The 21,139-nt window shown below is 61.1% G+C and carries 17 protein-coding genes; 11 read left to right on the top strand and 6 right to left on the bottom strand.

The window, feature by feature from the left end; translation table 11 throughout:
• Positions 1-66 precede the first annotated feature (66 nt).
• Positions 67-1,095 (bottom strand): amino acid ABC transporter substrate-binding protein, encoded by a 1,029-nt coding sequence (locus tag J5M56_RS12900; RefSeq protein WP_060478993.1) that lies wholly within the window; start codon positions 1,093-1,095, stop codon positions 67-69.
• A 331-nt stretch (positions 1,096-1,426) separates the two neighbouring features.
• Between J5M56_RS12900 and J5M56_RS12895 the strand changes: the two genes are divergently transcribed.
• Together J5M56_RS12895 and rhlB are read left to right on the top strand one after the other, a co-directional pair.
• Positions 1,427-2,083, top strand: coding sequence for an alpha/beta fold hydrolase (locus tag J5M56_RS12895; RefSeq protein ID WP_060478992.1), 657 nt, complete (start codon positions 1,427-1,429; stop codon positions 2,081-2,083).
• A 101-nt stretch (positions 2,084-2,184) separates the two neighbouring features.
• A complete protein-coding gene (gene rhlB, locus J5M56_RS12890; protein ID WP_186477467.1) occupies positions 2,185-3,648 on the top strand; it encodes an ATP-dependent RNA helicase RhlB in 1,464 nt (487 codons plus the stop codon).
• A gap of 104 nt (positions 3,649-3,752) precedes the next feature.
• Here the strand turns inward: rhlB and moaE are convergent, their stop codons facing one another.
• From moaE to J5M56_RS12865, 5 genes are all read right to left on the bottom strand, one after another.
• Positions 3,753-4,199: a molybdopterin synthase catalytic subunit MoaE gene (moaE, locus tag J5M56_RS12885; protein ID WP_186477466.1), complete on the bottom strand. Its 447-nt coding sequence runs from the start codon at positions 4,197-4,199 to the stop codon at positions 3,753-3,755.
• Positions 4,200-4,201: 2 nt separating this feature from the next.
• Entirely contained in the window at positions 4,202-4,447 is a 246-nt protein-coding gene (locus J5M56_RS12880) for a MoaD/ThiS family protein (RefSeq protein WP_060478989.1), read from the bottom strand.
• Complete coding sequence (gene moaC, locus J5M56_RS12875; protein WP_207937079.1) at positions 4,447-4,917, bottom strand: cyclic pyranopterin monophosphate synthase MoaC; 471 nt, start codon at positions 4,915-4,917, stop codon at positions 4,447-4,449. Before moaC ends, J5M56_RS12880 begins: the two co-directional genes overlap by 1 nt.
• Before the next feature lie 96 nt (positions 4,918-5,013).
• Positions 5,014-6,408, bottom strand: coding sequence for a PhoH family protein (locus tag J5M56_RS12870; protein WP_060478987.1), 1,395 nt, complete (start codon positions 6,406-6,408; stop codon positions 5,014-5,016).
• A gap of 283 nt (positions 6,409-6,691) precedes the next feature.
• The gene (locus tag J5M56_RS12865) at positions 6,692-7,819 is read right to left on the bottom strand and encodes a polysaccharide deacetylase family protein (protein ID WP_207937078.1); all 1,128 of its coding nucleotides are present in this window, start codon (positions 7,817-7,819) and stop codon (positions 6,692-6,694) included.
• Between the two features lie 137 nt (positions 7,820-7,956).
• Between J5M56_RS12865 and yaaA the strand changes: the two genes are divergently transcribed.
• The 9 genes from yaaA to J5M56_RS12820 all read left to right on the top strand — a co-directional run bounded on the left by yaaA (position 7,957) and on the right by J5M56_RS12820 (position 21,101).
• Positions 7,957-8,736, top strand: coding sequence for a peroxide stress protein YaaA (yaaA, locus tag J5M56_RS12860; RefSeq protein WP_207937077.1), 780 nt, complete (start codon positions 7,957-7,959; stop codon positions 8,734-8,736).
• 1,225 nt (positions 8,737-9,961) lie between these two features.
• Positions 9,962-11,278 (top strand): UDP-glucose/GDP-mannose dehydrogenase family protein, encoded by a 1,317-nt coding sequence (locus J5M56_RS12855; RefSeq protein WP_060478984.1) that lies wholly within the window; start codon positions 9,962-9,964, stop codon positions 11,276-11,278.
• A 73-nt stretch (positions 11,279-11,351) separates the two neighbouring features.
• Entirely contained in the window at positions 11,352-12,833 is a 1,482-nt protein-coding gene (locus J5M56_RS12850) for a glycosyltransferase family 2 protein (protein WP_081016667.1), read from the top strand.
• Positions 12,834-12,870: 37 nt separating this feature from the next.
• A complete protein-coding gene (locus J5M56_RS12845; protein WP_207937076.1) occupies positions 12,871-14,037 on the top strand; it encodes an alginate biosynthesis protein Alg44 in 1,167 nt (388 codons plus the stop codon).
• A gap of 12 nt (positions 14,038-14,049) precedes the next feature.
• A complete protein-coding gene (gene algK / locus J5M56_RS12840; RefSeq protein ID WP_207937075.1) occupies positions 14,050-15,486 on the top strand; it encodes an alginate biosynthesis TPR repeat lipoprotein AlgK in 1,437 nt (478 codons plus the stop codon).
• Positions 15,483-16,961 (top strand): alginate export family protein, encoded by a 1,479-nt coding sequence (locus tag J5M56_RS12835; RefSeq protein ID WP_207937074.1) that lies wholly within the window; start codon positions 15,483-15,485, stop codon positions 16,959-16,961. Before algK ends, J5M56_RS12835 begins: the two co-directional genes overlap by 4 nt.
• A 16-nt stretch (positions 16,962-16,977) precedes the next feature.
• Positions 16,978-18,537 (top strand): mannuronan 5-epimerase AlgG, encoded by a 1,560-nt coding sequence (algG, locus tag J5M56_RS12830; RefSeq protein ID WP_207937073.1) that lies wholly within the window; start codon positions 16,978-16,980, stop codon positions 18,535-18,537.
• 13 nt (positions 18,538-18,550) lie between these two features.
• Positions 18,551-19,990: an alginate O-acetyltransferase gene (locus J5M56_RS12825; RefSeq protein WP_207937072.1), complete on the top strand. Its 1,440-nt coding sequence runs from the start codon at positions 18,551-18,553 to the stop codon at positions 19,988-19,990.
• 7 nt (positions 19,991-19,997) lie between these two features.
• A complete protein-coding gene (locus J5M56_RS12820; protein ID WP_207937071.1) occupies positions 19,998-21,101 on the top strand; it encodes a mannuronate-specific alginate lyase in 1,104 nt (367 codons plus the stop codon).
• Positions 21,102-21,139 lie beyond the last annotated feature (38 nt).

Raw genomic sequence — 21,139 nt, 5'->3', positions numbered from 1 at the left:
AAGTGCCCCGAGAAAAAGGGATTCGAACGACCTGCGGCGGCGGGATGCCGCCGCAGGGTGCAGCCATCAGCGCACAGGTGGCGCGTACTGGATGCCGCCGTTGTTCCACAGGGCGTTCATGCCACGGTCGATCTTCAGGTCGGTGCTCTGGCCAAGGTTCTTCTCGAACACTTCGCCATAGTTGCCGACTTGTTTGACGATCTGCACTACCCAGTCTTTGGGCAGCTTGAGGTCTTTGCCGTATTCACCGTCGGCGCCGAGCAAGCGGGCGACGTCTGGGTTCTTGGTGGACTTGGCCTCGGCCTCGACGTTCTTCGAGGTGATGCCGGCCTCTTCGGCATTGATCATGGCGAACAGGGTCCACTTGACGATGCTGAACCAGTCTTCGTCGCCTTTACGCACCACCGGGCCGAGTGGCTCTTTGGAGATGGTTTCTGGCAGCACGATGTAATCGGTCGGCGCGGCCAGCTTGGAACGCTGGGCGAAGAGCTGCGACTTGTCCGAGGTCAGTACATCGCAACGGCCGGACTCCAGCGACTTGGCGCTTTCATCGGAAGTGTCGAAGGTGATTGGGGTGTACTTCAGGCCGTTGGCGCGGAAGTAGTCCGATACGTTCAGTTCGGTAGTGGTCCCGGCCTGGATGCAGATGGTGGCGCCATCGAGCTCTTTGGCGCTTTTGACACCGAGCTTTTTGTTGGCCAGGAAGCCCACGCCGTCGTAATAGGTTACGCCGGTGAAGACCAGGCCCATGCCGGCATCGCGCGAGCTGGTCCAAGTGGTGTTGCGCGACAGTACGTCGACTTCGCCCGATTGCAGCGCAGTGAAGCGCTCCTTGGCGTTGAGCTGGCTGAACTTGACCTTGGTCGCGTCACCGAATACGGCGGCGGCTACGGCACGGCACACATCGGCGTCGATACCGATGATCTTGCCCTGGGCATCAGGTACCGAGAAGCCTGGAAGACCATCGCTCACGCCACACTGGACGAAGCCCTTGCTCTTCACTCCATCAAGAGTGGCGCCGGCGTGGGCGGTGCTTACGGCGCCCAGCGCAGCGGCAGCGGTCAGGACTGCCAGGGTGGTTTTCAACATCTTCATTCACAACCTCCAAATCGCTCTTGTTGTACGAGCCGGAATTGCACCGCACCCTTATGAGGCGCATCCGACCCTTGCTGGCTTGTTATTGGGTCAATTGGCGCAATGGGCTGTTCTGTGACAGCCTTCGCGTGCGAGAGGTGTTACCGTCAGGTTTTGCCATTCGCATCACAGTTTTGATAGCAAGGCGCATACCACATCTGCTGGCTGTAGCGTTTAAGCATTCGTCAAGTACTAAAAGTTGTATCGTTGCGACATTCTTTTTCCGACAATCAAACCCTCTGCCTTCTTTTCACGCATTACCCAACAAGGCACGCACTTTTTCGGAGCAGTCATGACCAACCCGTTGATTCTCGAACCCCAGAAAACCGCCGACGCTTGTGTGATCTGGTTGCACGGTTTGGGTGCCGACCGTTACGACTTCCTACCAGTGGCCGAATTCATGCAGGAGCGTCTGCTGAGCACGCGCTTCATCATGCCGCAGGCACCGACTCGCCCGGTGACCATCAACGGTGGCTACGCAATGCCCAGTTGGTACGACATCAAGGCCATGACGCCAGCGCGGGCCATCGACGAAGCGCAGCTCGAAGAGTCGGCCGAGCAGATCATTGCCCTGATCAAGGCCGAGCAGGCCAAGGGCATCAACTTGTCGCGCATCTTCCTTGCCGGCTTCTCCCAGGGCGGCGCGGTGGTGCTGCACACCGCTTATATAAAGTGGCAAGAGGCGCTTGGCGGGGTTATCGCCCTCTCCACTTATGCACCTACCTTCACCGAGGGTCACCAGCTGAGCGCCTGCCAGCAGCGCACGCCTGCCTTGTGCCTACACGGCGTGCACGACCCCGTGGTGATTCCGTCCATGGGCCGCACAGCGTTCGAATACCTCAATACCTGGGGCGTTGCGGCGCGCTGGCATGAATACCCAATGGAACACGAGGTGGCGGTCGAGGAGCTGAGCGATATCCACGACTGGTTGAGCAAGCAGTTGCAATAAGCCAACTCCATTTGTAGCTGTGGGAGTTTTCTGCTACGCCGCGTTCAGTTCTTGCATTACACTGCCCGGCGTACATTCCTTAACCAGTTGATGAGACGACCGTGCTCAAGGCACTCAAGAAAATATTCGGCAAAGCCGATGCCGCGCCTGAGGCCGCCGCTTCAGCTGCTCAGGTGACGCCAGCGGCCCCCGCCCCCTCAGCTCAGTCCCGGCCCGAGCCCAAGGCGGCCGAGCCCCGCGCCAAGCGCCCGGCCAAGGCAGAAACATTCACTGATGTTGCAGCACCAGCCGCCAATCCGGCCAAGGACAAGCCACGTCGCGAACGCAAACCCAAGCCCCAGGCAAGCCTGTGGAAGCCGGAAGACTTCGTGGTCGAACCGCAGGAGGGCAAGACGCGTTTTCACGACTTCAAGCTGTCCAACGAGCTGATGCACGCTATCCATGACCTTGGCTTCCCTTACTGCACGCCGATTCAGGCGCAGGTGCTGGGTTACACACTGCGTGGCCAGGATGCCATCGGCCGCGCCCAGACAGGCACTGGCAAGACGGCTGCATTCCTGATTTCGATCATTTCCCAGCTGCAGCAGACGCCGCCGCCCAAAGAGCGCTACATGGGCGAGCCGCGAGCGCTGATCATTGCGCCGACCCGCGAGCTGGTAGTGCAGATCGCCAAGGACGCCATCGCCTTGACCAAGTACACCGGCCTGAACGTGATGAGCTTCGTCGGCGGCATGGACTTCGACAAACAGCTCAAGGCTCTGGAGGCCCGCCACTGCGATATCCTGGTGGCCACACCGGGCCGTTTGCTGGACTTCAACCAGCGCGGCGAAGTGCACCTGGACATGGTCGAGGTGATGGTACTGGACGAAGCCGACCGCATGCTCGACATGGGCTTCATCCCCCAGGTAAGGCAGATCATCCGCCAGACCCCACCCAAGAGCGAACGCCAGACCCTGCTGTTCTCGGCCACTTTCACCGACGATGTGATGAACCTGGCCAAGCAATGGACGACCAACCCGGCGATCGTCGAGATCGAGCCTGAGAACGTCGCCAGCGAAACGGTCGAGCAGCACGTCTATGCAGTCGCCGGCAGCGACAAGTACAAGCTGCTGTACAACCTGGTCACCCAGAACAAGTGGGAGCGGGTGATGGTGTTCGCCAACCGCAAGGACGAGGTGCGCCGCATCGAGGAAAAACTCGTGCGCGATGGCATCAATGCCGCGCAGTTGTCGGGCGACGTGCCGCAGCACAAACGCATTCGCACGCTCGAGAACTTCCGCGAAGGGCGCATCACCGTGCTGGTGGCCACCGATGTGGCCGGGCGCGGGATTCACATCGATGGCATCAGCCACGTGATCAACTTCACCCTGCCGGAAGACCCGGACGATTACGTGCACCGCATCGGCCGCACCGGCCGTGCGGGTACCAGCGGCGTGTCGATCAGCTTTGCCGGTGAGGATGACTCCTACCAGTTGCCAGCGATCGAAACGCTGCTGGGGCGCAAGATCAAGTGCGAGATGCCGCCGGATGAGCTGCTCAAGCCGGTGCCGCGCAAACACCACTGATTCGTGCTGGATGCTTCGCGGGTAAACCCGCTCCCACAGGGGCCGCCCAATCCCTGTGGGTTCACCTGCGAACCGGGGCTAAGCCCTGGTCATCAATCATTGATTCACCAACGCCCCGCCGCATCCTGGTCGCTCTGTTTGCCTTCCACCCAGCGCGGCCCTTCCTGGGTATTTTCCTTCTTCCAGAACGGCGCCCGGGTCTTGAGGTAATCCATGATGAAGTTGCAGGCATCGAACGCCGCCTGCCGGTGGGCGCTGGCCACGCCGACGAACACGATCGGCTCACCTGGCTCAAGCGCACCGATACGGTGCAATACCTCGACCTTCAGCAACGGCCAGCGCTGTTCGGCCTCGACCACGATCTTGGCCAGGGCTTTTTCGGTCATGCCTGGGTAATGCTCCAGGAACATTCCCGCCACTTCGCAGCCATCGTTGAAGTCACGCACATAACCGACGAAACCCACTACCGCGCCAACCCCGACATTGGCCGCCTGCATGGCATTGACTTCGGCACCGGGGTCGAACGCCCCCTGCTGTACTCGCACTGCCATGTTCAGCCTCCGGTCACCGGCGGGAAGAACGCCACGTCATCACCCTCGGCCAGTGGCTCGTCGAGCCGGCACAGCTCTTCGTTGCGCGCACACATGAGGTTCTGCTCGGCCAGCACAGCGTATTGTCCGCCCTTGGCCACCAGCGCCTGGCGCACGTCATCGAGCACGCTGAACTCACCTTCCAGGCGCTCTGCATCGATGCCCAGCAATTCGCGGTAGCGGGCGAAGTACATCACCTTGACCCTCATCATGCCTCCACCTTGTAGTGCCCGCTCTTGCCACCGACCTTCTCCAGCAGGCGCACCTGCTCGATGACCATACCTTTGTCCACGGCCTTGCACATGTCGTAAAGGGTCAGTGCAGCGACGCTGGCGGCGGTCAGTGCCTCCATCTCGACACCGGTTTGGCCCGCCAGCTTGCAGCGGGCCACAATGCGCACTGCATCTGGGCCTTCGGTGTTCAGCTCGACTTTGACGCTGGTCAGCATCAACGGGTGGCACAACGGGATCAAATCACTGGTCTTCTTCGCCGCCTGAATACCGGCGATGCGCGCCACGGCGAACACATCACCTTTGGGATGCTCGCCGTCGACGATCATCTGCAAAGTCTGCGGCAACATGCGCACCCGCGCCTCGGCCACCGCCTCGCGTTCGGTTACCGCCTTTTCAGTGACGTCGACCATATTGGCGCGCCCCTGGGAATCAAGATGAGTCAGCACTGCTCAGCTCCTGTGAAGGGAACAGAGAGTGTAAACCCGTGGGTCAGGATTGCGCAGCGCAAATATGCCGGGCGGGGGGCCGCCCGGCCATGTGGGTTACAGATGCGACTCGGCGTACTCGGCCAGCACCGAACGTGGCACACCTTGCAGGGTGATGTGCACGCCATGGGGGAAGTCCTTGAAGCGCTCGGTCAGGTAAGTCAGGCCGGAGCTGGTCGCAGACAGGTACGGCGTGTCGATCTGCGCCAGGTTACCCAGGCACACCACCTTGGAACCGGAGCCGGCGCGGGTGATGATGGTTTTCATCTGGTGCGGCGTGAGGTTCTGGCATTCGTCGATCAGGATCAGGCTCTGCTGGAAACTGCGCCCGCGGATGTAGTTCAGCGACTTGAACTGCAGCGGCACGCGTTCGAGGATGTATTCGACGCTGCCGTGAGTACTCTCATCGTCCATGTGCAACGCTTCGAGGTTGTCGGTGATGGCGCCCAGCCAGGGCTCCATTTTCTCCGCCTCGGTGCCCGGCAAGAAGCCGATCTCCTGGTCAAGCCCCTGCACGCTACGGGTGGCGATGATGCGCCGGTAACGTTTGCTGACCATGGTCTGCTCGATGGCCGCAGCCAGCGCCAGGATGGTCTTGCCCGAGCCCGCCGCACCGGTCAGGTTGACCAAGTGGATATCCGGGTCGAGCAAGGCGAACAGCGCCAGGCTCTGGTGGATATCTCGCGGTTTGAGGCCCCAGGCTTCTTGGTGCAGCAATGGCTCCTGATGAAGGTCGAGCAACAGCAGTTCGTCGTTGCGTATGCCTTTGACCCAGCCGACGAACCCTTGCTCATCGATGATGAATTCGTTGACGTGCACCGCCGGCAGGTGTTCGATCATCTGCACCCGATGCCAGGTACGGCCGCGCTCCTGGCGGGTATCGACCTTGCTTACCCGGTCCCAGAACGAGCCCGTGACCGAATGGTAGCCCTTGGAGAGCAAGGACACGTCATCGACCAGCTGGTCGGTGCTGTAGTCCTCGGCCGCGATCCCGCAGGCTCGCGCCTTCAGACGCATGTTGATGTCTTTAGTGACCAGCACCACGTCCAGGTCGGTGCGCCGGCTACGGACTTCCAGCAGGGTGTTGATGATGATGTTGTCGTTGAGGTGTTCGGACAGTAACTTGCTGGGCTCGTTGCGCGGGCTCATCAAGATCGACAGGTAACCCTTTGGCCCGCTCTTGCCGCGCTGAATCGGTACGCCCTGCTCGACGACGCTGGGCGAGGCATCCCCCAGTGTCTGGTCGATCAGGCGGATGGCTTGGCGACACTCTGCCGCGATGCTCTGTTTGCCGGTCTTGAGCTTGTCGAGTTCCTCCAGCACCGTCATGGGAATGGCGACGTGGTGCTCCTCGAAGTTGAGTAATGCGTTGGGGTCGTGAATCAGGACGTTGGTATCGAGCACATACAGGATTGGCTTGCTGGAGGAAGTGGTGCGTCCTTGGTCATCCATACTCGGTCACCTTATGTCGAAGCCACACGGCGCGTGCTGTGACACGCCGCAGAGTGACCGCCGTTCTTCCCGTATCCGCGTTGCTACGGGCGGGAAGCGTACCTGGCAAAGTGGGCCTGGATGACGCCACCTGTGCTGCAGGGATCGGCTGTCTGGTTTCTTCATACCGCAAAAGCGATGACTCTAAAAAGCATTTTTACGTGTTTTTGAAGTTTATTTTTCCGATTGACGATCAGGGCTTGGCGGCGAGGCGATACGCGACTACAGTCAGAAGTCATACCGGCTATTGGCGCTGCGCGTAATCGTGACAACCCTCCCAGCCGATACCGCTCTGGGCCGTGCTGCGCAGCAACCACTCCAGCGCTGGCTGTGCCTTAGGTAGGGTGTCATGCAGCTGGATCACACCTTTACGCCATAGCAGCATCAAGGTCACCACACGCTGGGCCGACGCCTCGGCAGACAGCGGCCCATCATCCTGGGCATCGATATCCCACAACGATACCTGCAATTGCTGGCTAGCCATGAACGCTTCGCCGTCAGCACGGCGCTGGCCGTAGGGCGGGCGGAACAGCGGCACGTACTGGGCGGGTAGGTCAACCTGAACCTGGGCTTGAGCCCGCCTGATCGAGTCCTGCCAGCCCTGCCACTGGGCATGAGAGCGGTATTCCCAACCCTGTATCCCGACGCACTGGCCGGCGTATAGCTGGCCAAGCGCATTGGCCGGGCCCGCATCGCGGCGCTGCTGCAAGCGAGTGCCCAGCACAAAGAACGTAGCTTGCAGTTTCTGCTTGCGCAGGTAGCGGGTGAGCGCATCGGTACTACCGCCGGCAGGCGCCGGGCCACCGACGAAGGTCAATAGGAACATGCGGTCGTTGAGCTCATCACCATTGCGCTCACGGCTGGACAGCCGTTCGACCTCGCTGCTGGTCTGCCCCAGCAAGGCGGCCTTGCGCAGTTGCTCATCCAGATAGCGGGCGTGGAACTGATAACTGGGTTCGATCCAGCCGGTGTAGAACTTGCCGACGTCTGTGGCAAATGTAGCAGCCGTGGTGCGTAAATCGGCCATGGATTCGAGCAGATAGCAGAAAGAAGCATCCTGTTCGCAGCTCAGCTGCGCCTGTTGATAACCCAACCACAAGCGCTGCCACATTTGCGCGCGCACGGCGCGAATTTTCTGCAGATTGATCTGGCGTAAGCCAAGGCGCGCCGCCAGCGCAGCGTCATCGAGCAGCTCGCTTTCATGCAACACACGGGCAAACGACAGGATCTCTGCCCGAGAGGCAACGTCGAACAACGCCGGGCTGTCCAGTTGTTCGGGCCACAGACTGCGGTCCAGGCTGGCCGGGGGTATGGGTGCGGCCTGGGCCGCCAGGCTCAACAGGGTGGCCAGCAAGGCCCCGGCAATGCGCACGATCGGTCTCTCCGTGATGGCCAAAACGCGCACTATAGCGCCTGCTTCGGCGATGGTCTGTGACTATTGTCGCCATAGTTTGGCGTTACTGGCCGCGGCCCGTAGAATTCACCGAATCGACTTCAGGAGCCGAACCGATGCTGACGGTGATTTCCCCCGCCAAGACCCTCGACTATGACACCCCCCCAGTGACTCAGCGGTTCACCTTGCCGCAACACCTGGACGATTCCCAGGTACTGATCGAGCAACTGCGGGAGTTATCGCCAGCGCAGATCAGCGAGCTGATGCACCTGTCCGACAAGCTTGCAGGCCTGAATGCTGCCCGCTTCGGCAGCTGGACCCCAGACTTCACCCCGGCCAATGCCAAGCAGGCGTTGCTGGCGTTCAAGGGTGACGTCTACACGGGCCTCGATGCCGAAACCCTCGGTGAGGACGACTTCAGCTATGCCCAACAGCACCTGCGCATGCTATCGGGCCTTTACGGCCTTCTGCGCCCGCTCGACCTCATGCAACCCTACCGCCTGGAAATGGGCACCAAGCTGGCCAACGCCCGCGGCAAGGACCTGTATGCCTTCTGGGGTACGCGCATCAGCGAGTGGCTGAACCAGGCCCTGGCCGAACAAGGCGACGACCTGCTGTTGAACCTTGCGAGCAACGAGTATTTCAATGCGGTCAAGCGCAGCGCGCTGAAGGCTCGGGTGATCAACGTCGATTTCAAGGACCTTAAGAACGGCCAATACAAGATCATCAGCTTCTACGCCAAGAAAGCCCGCGGCATGATGAGCCGCTTCGTGATTCAGGAGCAGGTCAACGACCCTGAGCAACTCAAGCGCTTCGATGTGCAGGGTTACTATTACAGCGCCGAGCAATCCAAAGCGGATCATCTGGTGTTCTTGCGCGATCATTCGGCTGAGTGATTGACGCAGGAGCCGCTTGGCGGCTCGGCGCGCGCATTACATACCCACCCTGCAGCCCGTTCACCTCGATGCCCTGCAATCCCATCGAACCAGGCACCACAGGCACTTTGCGCGGTGCATCGGACGCATCAGGCGGTTGCGTTCGATAGCCCGCTGATCGGCGTCGGCACAGGCCATCGCGCTCCCGTACAGCAGGTGCGCACCGCCACAAGGCTGATCGAGTAGGCCTAAGAAGTGGAGCAGTGTGCGTTTGCCAGAGCCGGACGCACCGACGATGGCGCAGGATTGGCTTGCGGGTATGGAAAACAAGCCTTCACGCCTTATCCATGTGCTCAATGGTTGAGACGCCCCCAGTGGCCATTGGTGTGGGCTGCCCAAGACGTTCCATCGTTCATGGACAGCTCTTCGGAGCGTCCGGAAGGCTTAACGGCAAGCCAAAAAAAGCCTTAGTATTTTTGAGGCTACGAGTGTTGCGAAATGCTCGCCACCCCATTGGCACAACTGTTCACAGTGCCATCATGCCAAAATAAAGACGCCAAAAATTCGACTCCGCACCTCTGGCCGCTACCTGTCTTGAGACCGTTCGTACCTTTTTTGACGAATTTTGAAAAAAAATTTCTGGTGATAGCAGAACAATATCCTCGCTCAGTTTGCCCCTTTATGGCTGGGGGTAAAACTGCTGTGTGCTATCAAATTGAAAGTATTTATCATTGAAAAATTATTTAGAAATCTTTCATGCGTTCCGAAGCCACCCAGGAACTTCTGTCGCAAGTGACCGCTCATAGTGCCGTAACGAATTTCATGGCCTCAGGTTGTGAGAAATGACTTACAGATGACAACCGGCAGGACTCTTATTTCTGCCTAGTTAACTTCAAAAGGTGCAGCGGGTCTTTTCAGAACCCGCCTCAATAGAGGAATTACGCGCCCACAGAATCGTCCTAGTGGTTGATTTCAATAGGTTTTTCCATTTGAAAGAACAAGCACAGCAAAGCGTCTAGTTGCGCCTTGCAGAAAGGACGGCTGCATTTCAGGGCACGCCTTTAGATAACCGGCGAATAACTGCCAACTTTTAGTGCACGACATTGTGCATGACGGATTTATTCATGCCTGCGCTCGGCGAAGTGTGCATTTCGCCATGTAACCGTGCGCCCGAAAACTGTTGTTAATCAACCCAGTCCGGCTCTTCTTCCAGGAGCTGGCGTGATAAACACATGAGGTGATAGCGATGCGTATCAGCATCTTTGGTTTGGGTTATGTGGGTGCAGTCTGTGCAGGTTGCCTGACGGCGCGGGGCCATGACGTGATTGGTGTGGATGTGTCCAAGACCAAGATCGACCTGATCAACCAGGGCAAGTCGCCCATCGTCGAACCTGGCCTGGAAGCACTACTGCAACAAGGCATCGCCAATGGCCGACTGCGCGGCACCACCGATTTCGCCGAGGCCATTCGCGCCAGCGACGTTTCGATGATTTGCGTAGGTACGCCAAGCAAGAAGAACGGCGACCTGGGCCTTGAGTACATCGAGTCGGTGTGCCGCGAAATCGGCTACGTACTGCGTGACAGCCAGCGCCGCCACACCATCGTAGTGCGCAGCACCGTGCTGCCGGGCACCGTGAAGAATGTGGTGATTCCGATTCTGGAAGATTGCTCGGGCAAAAAAGCGGGCGTGGATTTCGGCGTAGCAGTGAACCCGGAGTTCCTGCGTGAAAGCACCGCGATCAAGGACTACGACCACCCGCCGATGACCGTCATCGGTGAATTGGACACCGCCAGCGGCGACGTGCTGCAGGCACTGTACGAAGAACTCGATGCCCCGGTCATCCGCAAGCCGATCGAAGTGGCCGAGATGATCAAGTACACCTGCAACGTGTGGCACGCCACCAAGGTCACTTTCGCCAACGAAATCGGCAACATCGCCAAAGCCGTCGGCGTCGATGGCCGTGACGTGATGGAAGTGGTCTGCCAGGACAAAGTGCTGAACCTGTCCCAGTACTACATGCGCCCAGGCTTTGCCTTCGGGGGCTCGTGCCTGCCCAAGGATGTGCGTGCCCTCACCTACCGCGCCGCCTCCCTCGATGTACGGGCACCTCTGCTGGACTCGCTGATGCGCAGCAATGAGTCGCAGGTCCAGAACGCCTTCGAAATCATCGAAGCCCACGACAAGCGCAGGGTTGCCCTGCTGGGCCTGAGCTTCAAGGCCGGCACCGACGACCTGCGGGAAAGCCCGCTGGTAGAGCTGGCCGAGCGCCTGATCGGCAAAGGCTACCAGTTGGACATCTACGACGAGAACGTCGAATACGCCCGCGTGCATGGGGCGAACAAAGAGTACATCGAGTCGAAGATTCCGCACGTGTCGTCGTTGCTCAACGCCGACTTCCAGAAGGTCATCGACAACGCCGACATCATCGTCCTGGGCAACCGTGACGAGCAGTTCCGTGCCCTGGCCGAGCAAGCGCCGGCCGGCAAGCAGGTGATCGACCTGGTCGGCTTCATGAGCAAGCCCAGCTGCTCCACCAGCCGTACCGAAGGCATTTGCTGGTAATGCCTGATCGGGCAACGGTGGCCTCCCCACCACCGCTGCCCACCTTTTCCCGAATTTTCCACGGATGCTGAACATGCAAAGGCTCCAGACAGTGCTGTTGCAGTGCGCCGGGTGGCTGCTCTACATGAGCCTGCTCATGCTGATCGCCCTGGCCCTGCCAGCCGAAATCTTCGACTCGCAGTCCAAGCACTTCATCTTCCTGGTCGGCGCAGTCGGCATCTGGCGCTATTCCATGGGCGCCACTCACTTCATCCGCGGCATGATCTTCCTGTACGGCGTGTACCCCTACCTGCGCCGCAAGGTGCAGAAGATGGGCGATGCCGCTGCGCCATCGCACGTCTACCTGATGGTCACCAGCTTTCGTATCGAGGCACTGACCACCGCTCAGGTGTACAGCTCGGTGATTCGCGAAGCCATCGAATGCGGCTACCCCACCACCGTGGTCTGTTCGCTGGTGGAGATGTCCGATGAGCTTCTGGTCAAGAGCCTGTGGGCCAAATACAACCCCCCTTCCCATGTCACCCTGGATATCGTGCGCATCGCTGGCACCGGCAAGCGCGATGGCCTGGCTTATGGTTTTCGAGCGATTTCGCGGATGTTGCCCGACGAGAACGCCGTAGTGGCAGTCATCGACGGTGACACCGTGCTCGGCGAAGGCGTAGTTCGCAAGACCGTGCCGTGGTTCAAGCTGTACCCCAACGTCGGCGGCCTGACCACCAACGAGTTCTGCGAGGTGCGCGGCGGCTACATCATGAGCGAATGGCACAAGCTGCGCTTCGCCCAACGCCACATCAACATGTGCTCCATGGCCCTGTCCAAGCGCGTGCTGACCATGACCGGGCGCATGTCGATGTTCCGCGCCAGCGTGGTGACCAACCCCGAGTTCATCGCCGACGTCGAAAGCGACTCGCTGATGCACTGGCGCCTGGGCCGCTTCAAGTTCCTCACCGGTGACGACAAGTCCAGCTGGTTCAGCCTGATGCGCCTTGGCTACGACACCTTCTACGTGCCAGATGCGGCGATCAACACGGTCGAGCACCCGCCAGAAAAGAGCTTCCTCAAGGCCAGCCGCAAGCTGATGTACCGCTGGTATGGCAACAACCTGCGGCAGAACTCCCGGGCGCTGGGCCTTGGCCTGCGCCGCCTGGGGCTGTTCACCAGCATCGTGCTGTTCGACCAGCGGGTGTCGATGTGGACCAGCCTGCTCGGCCTGACCGTGGCGGTGATCGCCAGCCTCAAATTCGGCATGGCGTACCTGCTGGTCTACCTGCTGTGGATCGGCATCACTCGCCTGATCCTCACCATCATGTTGCTGTGCTCTGGGCACAACGTGGGCCCGGCCTACCCGCTGATTCTCTATTACAACCAGATCGTCGGCGCGTTGATGAAAATCTATGTGTTCTTCCGCCTCGACAAGCAGTCCTGGACCCGCCAACCGACTGCCCTCAAGCGTGACCTCGCCAGTTTTCAACAATGGTTCAACACCTGGTCCTCGCGGACCATGACCTTCTCGGCTGCCAGCATTTTCGTTGCTGTGCTGTTCATGGTCGTGTGAGCCCAACCCGGATCGGAATTAACAGGAACAAACCAAGATGAATACCGCCGTGAACGTCAACGTCGTGCATGAGTCCGAAGCCCAGCGCCAACACGCCCGGGTGCGCATCCCGGCCAAGTTGCGCTTTCTGGACAAAGACCGCCAGGCTCAGGATGTGAAGGTCGATGACCTGTCTGCCGGCGGCCTGAGTTTCCACAGCAAGCAGCCGCTGTCGGTCGGTGAAGTGCTGCGCGGTCGCCTGCAGTTCACGGTAGACAACCTGGGCCTGTCGATGGACATCGAGTTCCAGGTGCGCGCTTATGACAACGCCACCGGCCGCACCGGCGCTCAGTTCCAGAACCTCGAACCTCGCGATATCGCGACCCTGCGCCATATCATCACCAGTCACCTTTCCGGTGAGCTGATCACCGCAGGCGATGTGCTGAGCACCCTGCAGCGCGACAACTTCACCAAGGCACGCAAGCAAAAAGACAGTGGCTCAGGCCTGTCGGCCTTCGGCCGCCTCAAGGCCGTGACCTTGACCCTGGGGGTGTTCGTGGTAGGCGTGGCCGCTTTCGGCTTCGTCGCCAAATCGCTTTACGGCATGTACTTCGTCAGCCATGCCGAAGCCGGGGTGGTCGCCGTCCCAACTTCTACCGTAACCATGCCGCGTGACGGTACCGTCAACAGCCTGGCCGAAATCGGCGGGCAAATCGCCAAGGGTGCGCCGCTGGCCAGCTTCACCACCAGCATGTTGGACATGCTCAAAGGGAGCCTGGACGACTCGCAGCTGGAGCCTGCAAAAATCGAGGAACTGTTTGGCAAGCAGCTCTCCGGCACGCTCACCAGCCCATGCGATTGCGTCGTCGCCCGCCAACTGGTGGACGACGGCCAGTACGCCGCCAAGGGCCAGCCGATCTTCCAACTGATACCGCGCACCACCCAGCCGATGGTCGAAGCGCGCTTCAGCTATCGCCAGTTCGACGAGGTCAAGCCAGGCACCCGAGTCAACTTCCAGGTAGCTGGCGAAGACGAAGTGCGCACCGGCCAGATCGTCAGCAGCGCCAGCCTCAACAGCGACGACTTGGCCTCTGACATCCGTGTACAGATCAAACCCGACAGCGCCATGCCGGCTGAACTGGCCGGCCGCCCGGCCTCGGTCAACGCTGACCGCGGTCCATCGCTGAACGGGCTGATCGACAAAGCCTCGGCCCACGGCCTCTAAGAGGGAACGCCGATGACCAGCAGACTCCTCGAGCACCGTGGCCCCTGGCTTGGGCTTTGCGCCCTGGCCGCCGCGGTCAGTTTGGCCGGCTGTGCCGGCCTGCCCGACCAGCGCCTGGCCAACGAAGCCCTCAAGCGCGGTGACACGGCGCTTGCCGAACGCAATTACAAGGCCCTGGCAGACCTTGGCTACAGCGACGCGCAGGTGGGCCTTGCCGATATCAAGGTCGCCACGCGCGACCCTGCCAAGATTCAGGAAGCCGAGGCGACGTACCGTGCTGCCGCTGCCACATCGCCGCGAGCTCAAGCACGCCTGGGCCGCCTGCTGGTGGCCAAGCCAAACAGCACCCAAAGCGAACGTGAAGAAGCAGAAACGCAGCTCATGCTCGCCGCCGAGCAAGGTCAGGGCAATACCCTGATCCCGCTGGCAATGTTGTACCTGAGTTACCCGCAAAGCTTCCCGAAGGTCAACGCCCAACAGCAGATCGACCAGTGGCGCGCCGCCGGCAACCCGGAAGCGGACCTTGCCCAAGTACTGCTGTATCGTACCCAGGGCACCTACGAGCAGCACCTGACCGAAGTCGAGCGCATCTGCAAGGCAGCGCTCAGCGCCACCGACATCTGCTATGTGGAATTGGCCACGGTCTATCAGAAGCGTGCCCAGGCCGATCAGCAGGCTGCGTTGATCAGCCAGCTCAAGTCCGCGTACGCCCGTGGCGCCGTACCGGCCAGCCGGGTCGACAGTGTCGCCCGAGTGCTGGCTGACCGCAGCCTTGGCCAGACCGACGAGAAAACCGCCAAAAACCTGCTCGAACAGGTCGCCCCAGCCAACCCAGCGTCCTGGGTCAGCCTGGCGCAGCTGCTGTACGACTTCCCCGAACTGGGCGATACCGACCAGCTGATGGCTTACATCGACAAAGGCCGAGAAGCCGAGCAGCCCCGCGCCGAACTGCTGCTGGGCCGCCTGTACTACGAAGGCAAAAGCCTGCCTGCGGACGCGCCAAAAGCCGAGCAGCACCTCAAAGCTGCCGCCGACGCAGGGGAAACCAGCGCCCATTACTACCTTGGCCAACTGTACCGCCGCGGCTATCTGGGCAGCGTCGAACCGCAAAAGGCCGTCGATAACCTGCTCGCCGCGGCCCGTGGCGGCCAGAACAGCGCCGACTATGCGCTCGCCCAACTGTTCAGCGAAGGCCATGGCATTCGCCCGCAACCAGACAACGCTTGGGTATTCGCGCAATTGGCCCAGGCCAACCCGACGCCGCAGTCCAGCGAACTGCTGCAACAGCTCGACCAACAGCTCACGCCCGAGCAGCGCAGCCAGGCCCAGCGCGTGCTGGCCCAGGAACAGCAAGCCCGCGGCAGCATGGCGCAGGGTGCCAACAGCACCCTGGCACTCGAAGCCCTGCAGGACGACGACAAAGAAGTAGACGGTGAGGACTCGCTATGACGCTCAACCCTTTCGTGAAAGCCGGCATCGGCCTGAGCTTCGCTTTGCTGTGGTCCTGCCCGACCCTGGCGGAAATGACCGCTGAAAAGAACTTCGGCCTGGATGTGAAAATCACCGGCCAATCCGAAGACGACCGTGACCTTGGCACTCGCTCAGGTGGCGACGTCAACGGCCTGGGCCTGGACTTGCGCCCTTGGGTGTACGGCGAGCGCGGTAACTGGAGCGCCTTCGCCATGGGCCAGGCGGTCACCGCCACCGACACCATCGAAACCGACACGTTGCGCCAGAACGACGACGGTACCACCACCGACACCGCCGCCGACGGGCGCAAGCAGGACAAGAGCTACCTGGCCATGCGCGAGTTCTGGGTTGGCTACAGCGGGCTTACGGCCTACCCAGGGGAGCAACTGCGCCTGGGCCGCCAGCGCCTGCGCAGCGACGATGGTATGTGGCGCGACACCAACATCGAAGCGCTGAACTGGACCTTCGATACCACCCTGCTCAAGGCTGACCTGGGCGTGGCTCAGCGCTTTAGCGAGTACCGTACCGACCTTACCGAGTTGGCCCCGCAAGACAAGGACCGTACCCACCTTTACGGCAACGTCGCCGCACAGTGGACACCGGGCCACTGGGTCGGCCTGCGCGCGCATCACACCCACGACAGTGGCAGCCTGAAAAACCCCGGCGAAACCGTCGATGCGCTGGACAAGACCCGCACCGGCGACCTGACCTGGCTGGGCCTCGAGGCCAACAGCGACGCCTACAACTGGCGCAACCAGCACACCGTCAACTACTGGGGCAGCGTCACATGGCTGACCGGCGACCGTGACACCCTCAGCAGCCAGACTGTCGCTGACCAGACCGTCGCGACCGGCAAGCAGAGCGGCAACGTCAACGCGTGGGCCACCGATTTGGGCATCCGTCTGCGCCTGGACCCGCAATGGCAGGTTGGCGCCGCCTATGCCCGTGGCAGCGGCGGCGGTGGCGACGATGGCTCGGGCAACTTTGAGCAGACCGGACTTGAAAGTAACCGCTCCAACTACACCGGCACCCGCTCGCGGGTGCACCGCTTCGGCGAGGCGTTCCGTGGCGAGCTGGGCAACTTGCAGGCCGCTACGCTGTTCGCCTCCTGGCAACTGCGCGATGACTACGACGCCAGCCTGATCTACCACAAGTTCTGGCGGGTCGACGGCAACCAGAACATCGGCTCCAGCGGCATCAATGCAGTGGTCAACGACAACGGCGTGAATCGCCAGCTGGTCGATGGCGAAAAAGACCTCGGCCAGGAAATGGACCTGGTCGTCACCAAATACTTCAAGCAAGGCCTGCTGCCGGCTTCGATGAGCCAGGCAATCGACGAGCCCTCTGCCCTGGTGCGCCTGCGCGCTGGTGTGTTCAAGCCGGGCGACGCCTACGGCAAGGAAGCGGACTCGTACATGCACCGCGCCTTCGTCGACGTGATCTGGCGCTTCTGAAGCCGGGAGAAACCTGATGAACCTTCACCCGCACTTGCGTCACAGCCTTCTGGCCAGCGCCCTGCTGCTGACCAGTGGCCTGGCTTTCGCCGCAGAACCACAGACGCTCGCCAAGGGCCTGCAGCAGGCCAAGACTTATACCGTGGCCAGCGCACCGATCGAGCCGCTGCAGATGGACCCGCCAAAACTGCCCGACCTCAGTGGCTACACCGCCCAAGCCGTGCAGAAGAAAATCGACCGCAGCCACAAGGGCAAAGTCAGCGTGCGCCGCATGTTCCAGGAGGACACCCTCAAGGAATTCATCGGCGGCGACAACAAAGCCGCCGAGTGGGTGCAGCGCCAGCACGGGATTCCTCAAGCGATCTTCGTCGATGACGGCCATGTCGACCTGGTGGAGCTGAGCAAGCAGGTACCCAAGCAGTACCTGCGCGAGGTAGAACCTGGCGTGTACCTGGCGCGCCTGCCGATCGTGGTCGGGCATAAGGGCATCCTCGAGATCGACCGTAAGGTCAAGCAGCTGCGCCTGTCCCAGGAGGGCGGCGCGTTTGTGATCAACGATGGCAAGCTGTTCGTCACCGACACCCAGGTGACCGGCTGGCGCGAGAAGGACAACGGCCCCGCGACCTTCCGCTCGCCCAAGGAATTCCGCCCGTTCCTGCTCTCGTGGGGGGGCACCGAGACCTACATCGTCAACACCCAGATGGCCAGCTTTGGCTATTCCAAATCCAAGTCGTACGGTGTGAGCATTTCGCAATACACCCCCAACATGTCCAAGCGCATGGGCCGCGCCGAGCCTACCGGCTGGATCATCGGCTCGACCTTCAGCGACATGTGGTATGGCTTCTACTGCTACGAAACCCAGGACTTCGTGGTCAAGGACAACACCTACCGCAACAACATCGTCTATGGCATCGACCCGCACGACCGTTCGCACCGCCTGATCATTGCCGGCAACGCCGTGTACGGCACCAAGAAAAAGCACGGGATCATCATTTCCCGTGAGGTCAACGACAGCTGGATCATCAATAACAAGAGCTACGACAACAAGCTCTCGGGCGTGGTGATCGACCGTAACAGCATCAACAACCTGGTGGCCTACAACGAGATCTATCGCAACCACACCGACGGCATCACCCTGTACGAAAGCGGCGACAACCTGATCTGGGGCAACAAGCTGATCAATAACCGTCGCCACGGCATCCGGGTGCGCAACAGCGTGAACATTCGCCTGTACGACAACATCGCCATGGCCAACGGGCTGGTCGGCGTGTACGGGCACATCAAGGACCTGTCCGATACCGACCGCGACATCGCCCTGGACCCCTTCGACACCAAGGTGTCGCTGATCGTGGTCGGGGGCGAGCTGGCGGCCAATGGCTCCGGCCCGCTGTCGATCGACTCACCGCTGTCGGTCGAGCTGTACAAGGTGTCCATGCTCGCCCCGCGCAAGGCTAGCGGCATCAGCCTCAACGGCGTGCTTGGCGAGCGTCAGGACGAAATCCTCGACCTGCTGGTGCGCCAGCAGAAGGCCGTGCTGATCGACCCGGTCGAGCGCCAGAGCGAAATGATCGATTAAGGAAGCCCAGACCATGACTCCACACCTGATGAAACTGCTGGGCCTGTCCGCTGCGCTTTTGGCCGTTAGCCAGGGCGTGCGCTCCGACCAGATAAAGGCCCCGACCTTCACCGCCGAGCCGTGCTGCCAATTGTGCCCCGAGGCACACGACGCCAGCCGCTACACCACCCGCTATCAGCAGAACTTCACCACGCTGGTGCAGGCGCAGGGCGACTGGTTGTTCCGTACCCGTGAAGACCTGCGTACCGAGTTCAACACCACGCCGGCCGGCTACAAACGCTTGCAGCAGGTACACGACGCGTTCAAGAAGCGTGGCGTTGAGTTGGTGGTGGTCTACCAGCCGACCCGGGGCCTGGTGAACCGCAACATGCTCAACCCCAAAGAGAAAGCCGCCTTTGATTACCAGAAGGCGCTGGGCAACTACCAGGCGATGCTCAAGCGCTTCGCCAGCATGGGCTACAACGTGCCAGACCTGTCGCCACTGACCAACGAGCAGCTGGCCGCCGCCGACCAGGGCAAGGATTTCTACTTCCGCGGTGACCAGCACTGGACACCCTACGGTGCCCAGCGCGCGGCCAAGATCGTGGCCGACACGGTGCACCAGATGCCGGCCTTCGAAGGCATACCACGCAAGGAATTCGAAACTCACAAGTCCGGGCGCATGGGCAAGACCGGCACCTTGCACAATGTCGCCGGCCAACTGTGCGGCACCAGCTATGCGGTGCAGTACATGGACCAGTTCGCCACCGAGCCGAAAGGCTCCAGCGGCGGCGACGACCTGTTCGGCGATGGCGGCAATGCCCAGATCACCCTCGTAGGCACTAGCCACAGCGGCAAGAACTACAACTTCGCCGGCTTCCTCGAACAATACATCGGCGCCGACGTGCTCAACGTCGCCTTCCCCGGTGGCGGTTTGGAAGGCTCGATGATCCAGTACCTGGGCAGCGAAGAGTTCCAGAAAAACCCACCAAAAATCCTTATCTGGGAATTCTCGCCGCTGTACCGCCTGGACCAGGAAACCATCTGGCGGCAGATCCTCGCCCTGCTCGACGACGGCTGCGACGACCGCCCAGCGCTGATGAGCGCCAGCACCACCCTCAAGCCCGGCAAGAATGAGCTGATGGTCAACGGCAAGGGCGGCGTGATCAAGAACCTGGTCAACCGCAACCTGCAGATGGATGTGAAGTTCGACGACCCATCGGTGAAGGTGCTGCAGGCCACCCTGTGGTATCTCAATGGCCGTCACGAGGACATCAAGCTGGAGAAGCCGGAAACCTCCGACACCGATGGCCGTTTCGTCTTCCAGATGCGCGAAGACGAGGACTGGGCCAACCAGAGCCTGCTGGCCTTCGAAGTCCAAGGGCCGCAAAGCGGCACCCAGAAAGTCCAGGCCAAACTCTGCAAACGCAACAACTTTGCCGGGCCCGCGCAGACCGCGCAGGCCGGCCAGTGAGGCGCCCATGACCCATTTAAAGCAGTTGTTCCGCCCTGCCCTGCTCGCCCTGGCCCTGTGCGGCGGCGCCGCGCACGCCGCGCTGGTACCCCCGCAGGGCTATTACGAGGGAATCGAGAAGCCCAAGACTGGCGACGGTAATTTCCGTTGTGAACCGGCACCCAAGCCGTATACCGGCGCGCTGCAGTTTCGCAGCAAATACGAGGGCTCGGACAAGGCCCGGGCGACGTTGAACCTGGCTTCGGAAAAGGCCTTTCGCAAGTCCACCGAAGACATCACCACGCTGGAAAAAGGCGTGAGCAAGATGGTTGGCCAATACATGCGTGACGGCCGCCCCGCACAGCTGGACTGCACCCTGACCTGGCTCGGCACCTGGGCGCGCGCCGACGCGCTGATGTCCACCGATTACAACCATACCGGCAAATCCATGCGCAAATGGGCGCTGGGCAGCATGAGCGGGTCTTGGCTGCGGCTTAAGTTCTCCAACGCACGCCCGCTTGCCGCGCACCAGGCCCAGGCCGAACAGATCGAGAAGTGGTTTGCCCGCCTTGCCGAACAAACCGTTCGCGACTGGAGCAACCTGCCGCTTGAGAAAATCAACAACCACAGCTACTGGGCTGCCTGGTCGGTGATGGCCACGGCCGTGGCTACCGACCGCCGCGACCTGTTCGACTGGGCCGTGAAGGAATTCAAAATTGGCGCCAATCAGGTCGACGAGCAGGGCTTTTTGCCCAACGAGATCAAACGCCGGCAACGTGCCTTGGCCTATCACAACTACGCCTTGCCGCCGCTGGCGATGATTGCCAGCTTCGCCCAGGCCAATGGTGTGGACCTGCGCCGCGAAAACAACTTTGCCTTGCAACGCCTGGGCGAAGGCGTGCTGGCCGGTGCTCGCGATCCACGTCTGTTTGCCGCCCGTGCCGGTGAGAAGCAGGACATGAAGGACCTGAAGGTCGACAACAAATATTCCTGGCTCGAGCCCTGGTGCGCGCTTTACCACTGCGTCGGCGACACCCTCGAGCGCAAGCACGGCATGCAACCGTTCAACAGCTTCAGGCTGGGCGGTGATGTGACCCGGCTCTACGACCCGAACGCAGAATCGAAAAAGTAACGTAATCCCCTGTGTGGGCGGGTTCACCCGCTCCTCGG

This window comes from Pseudomonas sp. 51_B (assembly GCF_017491595.1).
GTDB lineage: Bacteria > Pseudomonadota > Gammaproteobacteria > Pseudomonadales > Pseudomonadaceae > Aquipseudomonas > Aquipseudomonas promysalinigenes.
Note: the sequence above shows the minus strand (reverse complement) of the source record. Positions and strands in the feature narration are given on the sequence as shown.

Bases quoted from the DNA above. Each gene is read 5' to 3' on its own strand.
- J5M56_RS12900 (WP_060478993.1), bottom strand. From the start codon at position 1,095: ATGAAGATGTTGAAAACCACCCTGGCAGTCCTGACCGCTGCCGCTGCG.
- J5M56_RS12895 (WP_060478992.1), top strand. From the start codon at position 1,427: ATGACCAACCCGTTGATTCTCGAACCCCAGAAAACCGCCGACGCTTGT.
- moaE (WP_186477466.1), bottom strand. From the start codon at position 4,199: ATGGCAGTGCGAGTACAGCAGGGGGCGTTCGACCCCGGTGCCGAAGTC.
- J5M56_RS12880 (WP_060478989.1), bottom strand. From the start codon at position 4,447: ATGAGGGTCAAGGTGATGTACTTCGCCCGCTACCGCGAATTGCTGGGC.
- J5M56_RS12870 (WP_060478987.1), bottom strand. From the start codon at position 6,408: ATGGATGACCAAGGACGCACCACTTCCTCCAGCAAGCCAATCCTGTAT.
- yaaA (WP_207937077.1), top strand. From the start codon at position 7,957: ATGCTGACGGTGATTTCCCCCGCCAAGACCCTCGACTATGACACCCCC.
- J5M56_RS12855 (WP_060478984.1), top strand. From the start codon at position 9,962: ATGCGTATCAGCATCTTTGGTTTGGGTTATGTGGGTGCAGTCTGTGCA.
- J5M56_RS12850 (WP_081016667.1), top strand. From the start codon at position 11,352: ATGCAAAGGCTCCAGACAGTGCTGTTGCAGTGCGCCGGGTGGCTGCTC.
- J5M56_RS12845 (WP_207937076.1), top strand. From the start codon at position 12,871: ATGAATACCGCCGTGAACGTCAACGTCGTGCATGAGTCCGAAGCCCAG.
- algK (WP_207937075.1), top strand. From the start codon at position 14,050: ATGACCAGCAGACTCCTCGAGCACCGTGGCCCCTGGCTTGGGCTTTGC.
- J5M56_RS12835 (WP_207937074.1), top strand. From the start codon at position 15,483: ATGACGCTCAACCCTTTCGTGAAAGCCGGCATCGGCCTGAGCTTCGCT.
- algG (WP_207937073.1), top strand. From the start codon at position 16,978: ATGAACCTTCACCCGCACTTGCGTCACAGCCTTCTGGCCAGCGCCCTG.
- J5M56_RS12825 (WP_207937072.1), top strand. From the start codon at position 18,551: ATGACTCCACACCTGATGAAACTGCTGGGCCTGTCCGCTGCGCTTTTG.
- J5M56_RS12820 (WP_207937071.1), top strand. From the start codon at position 19,998: ATGACCCATTTAAAGCAGTTGTTCCGCCCTGCCCTGCTCGCCCTGGCC.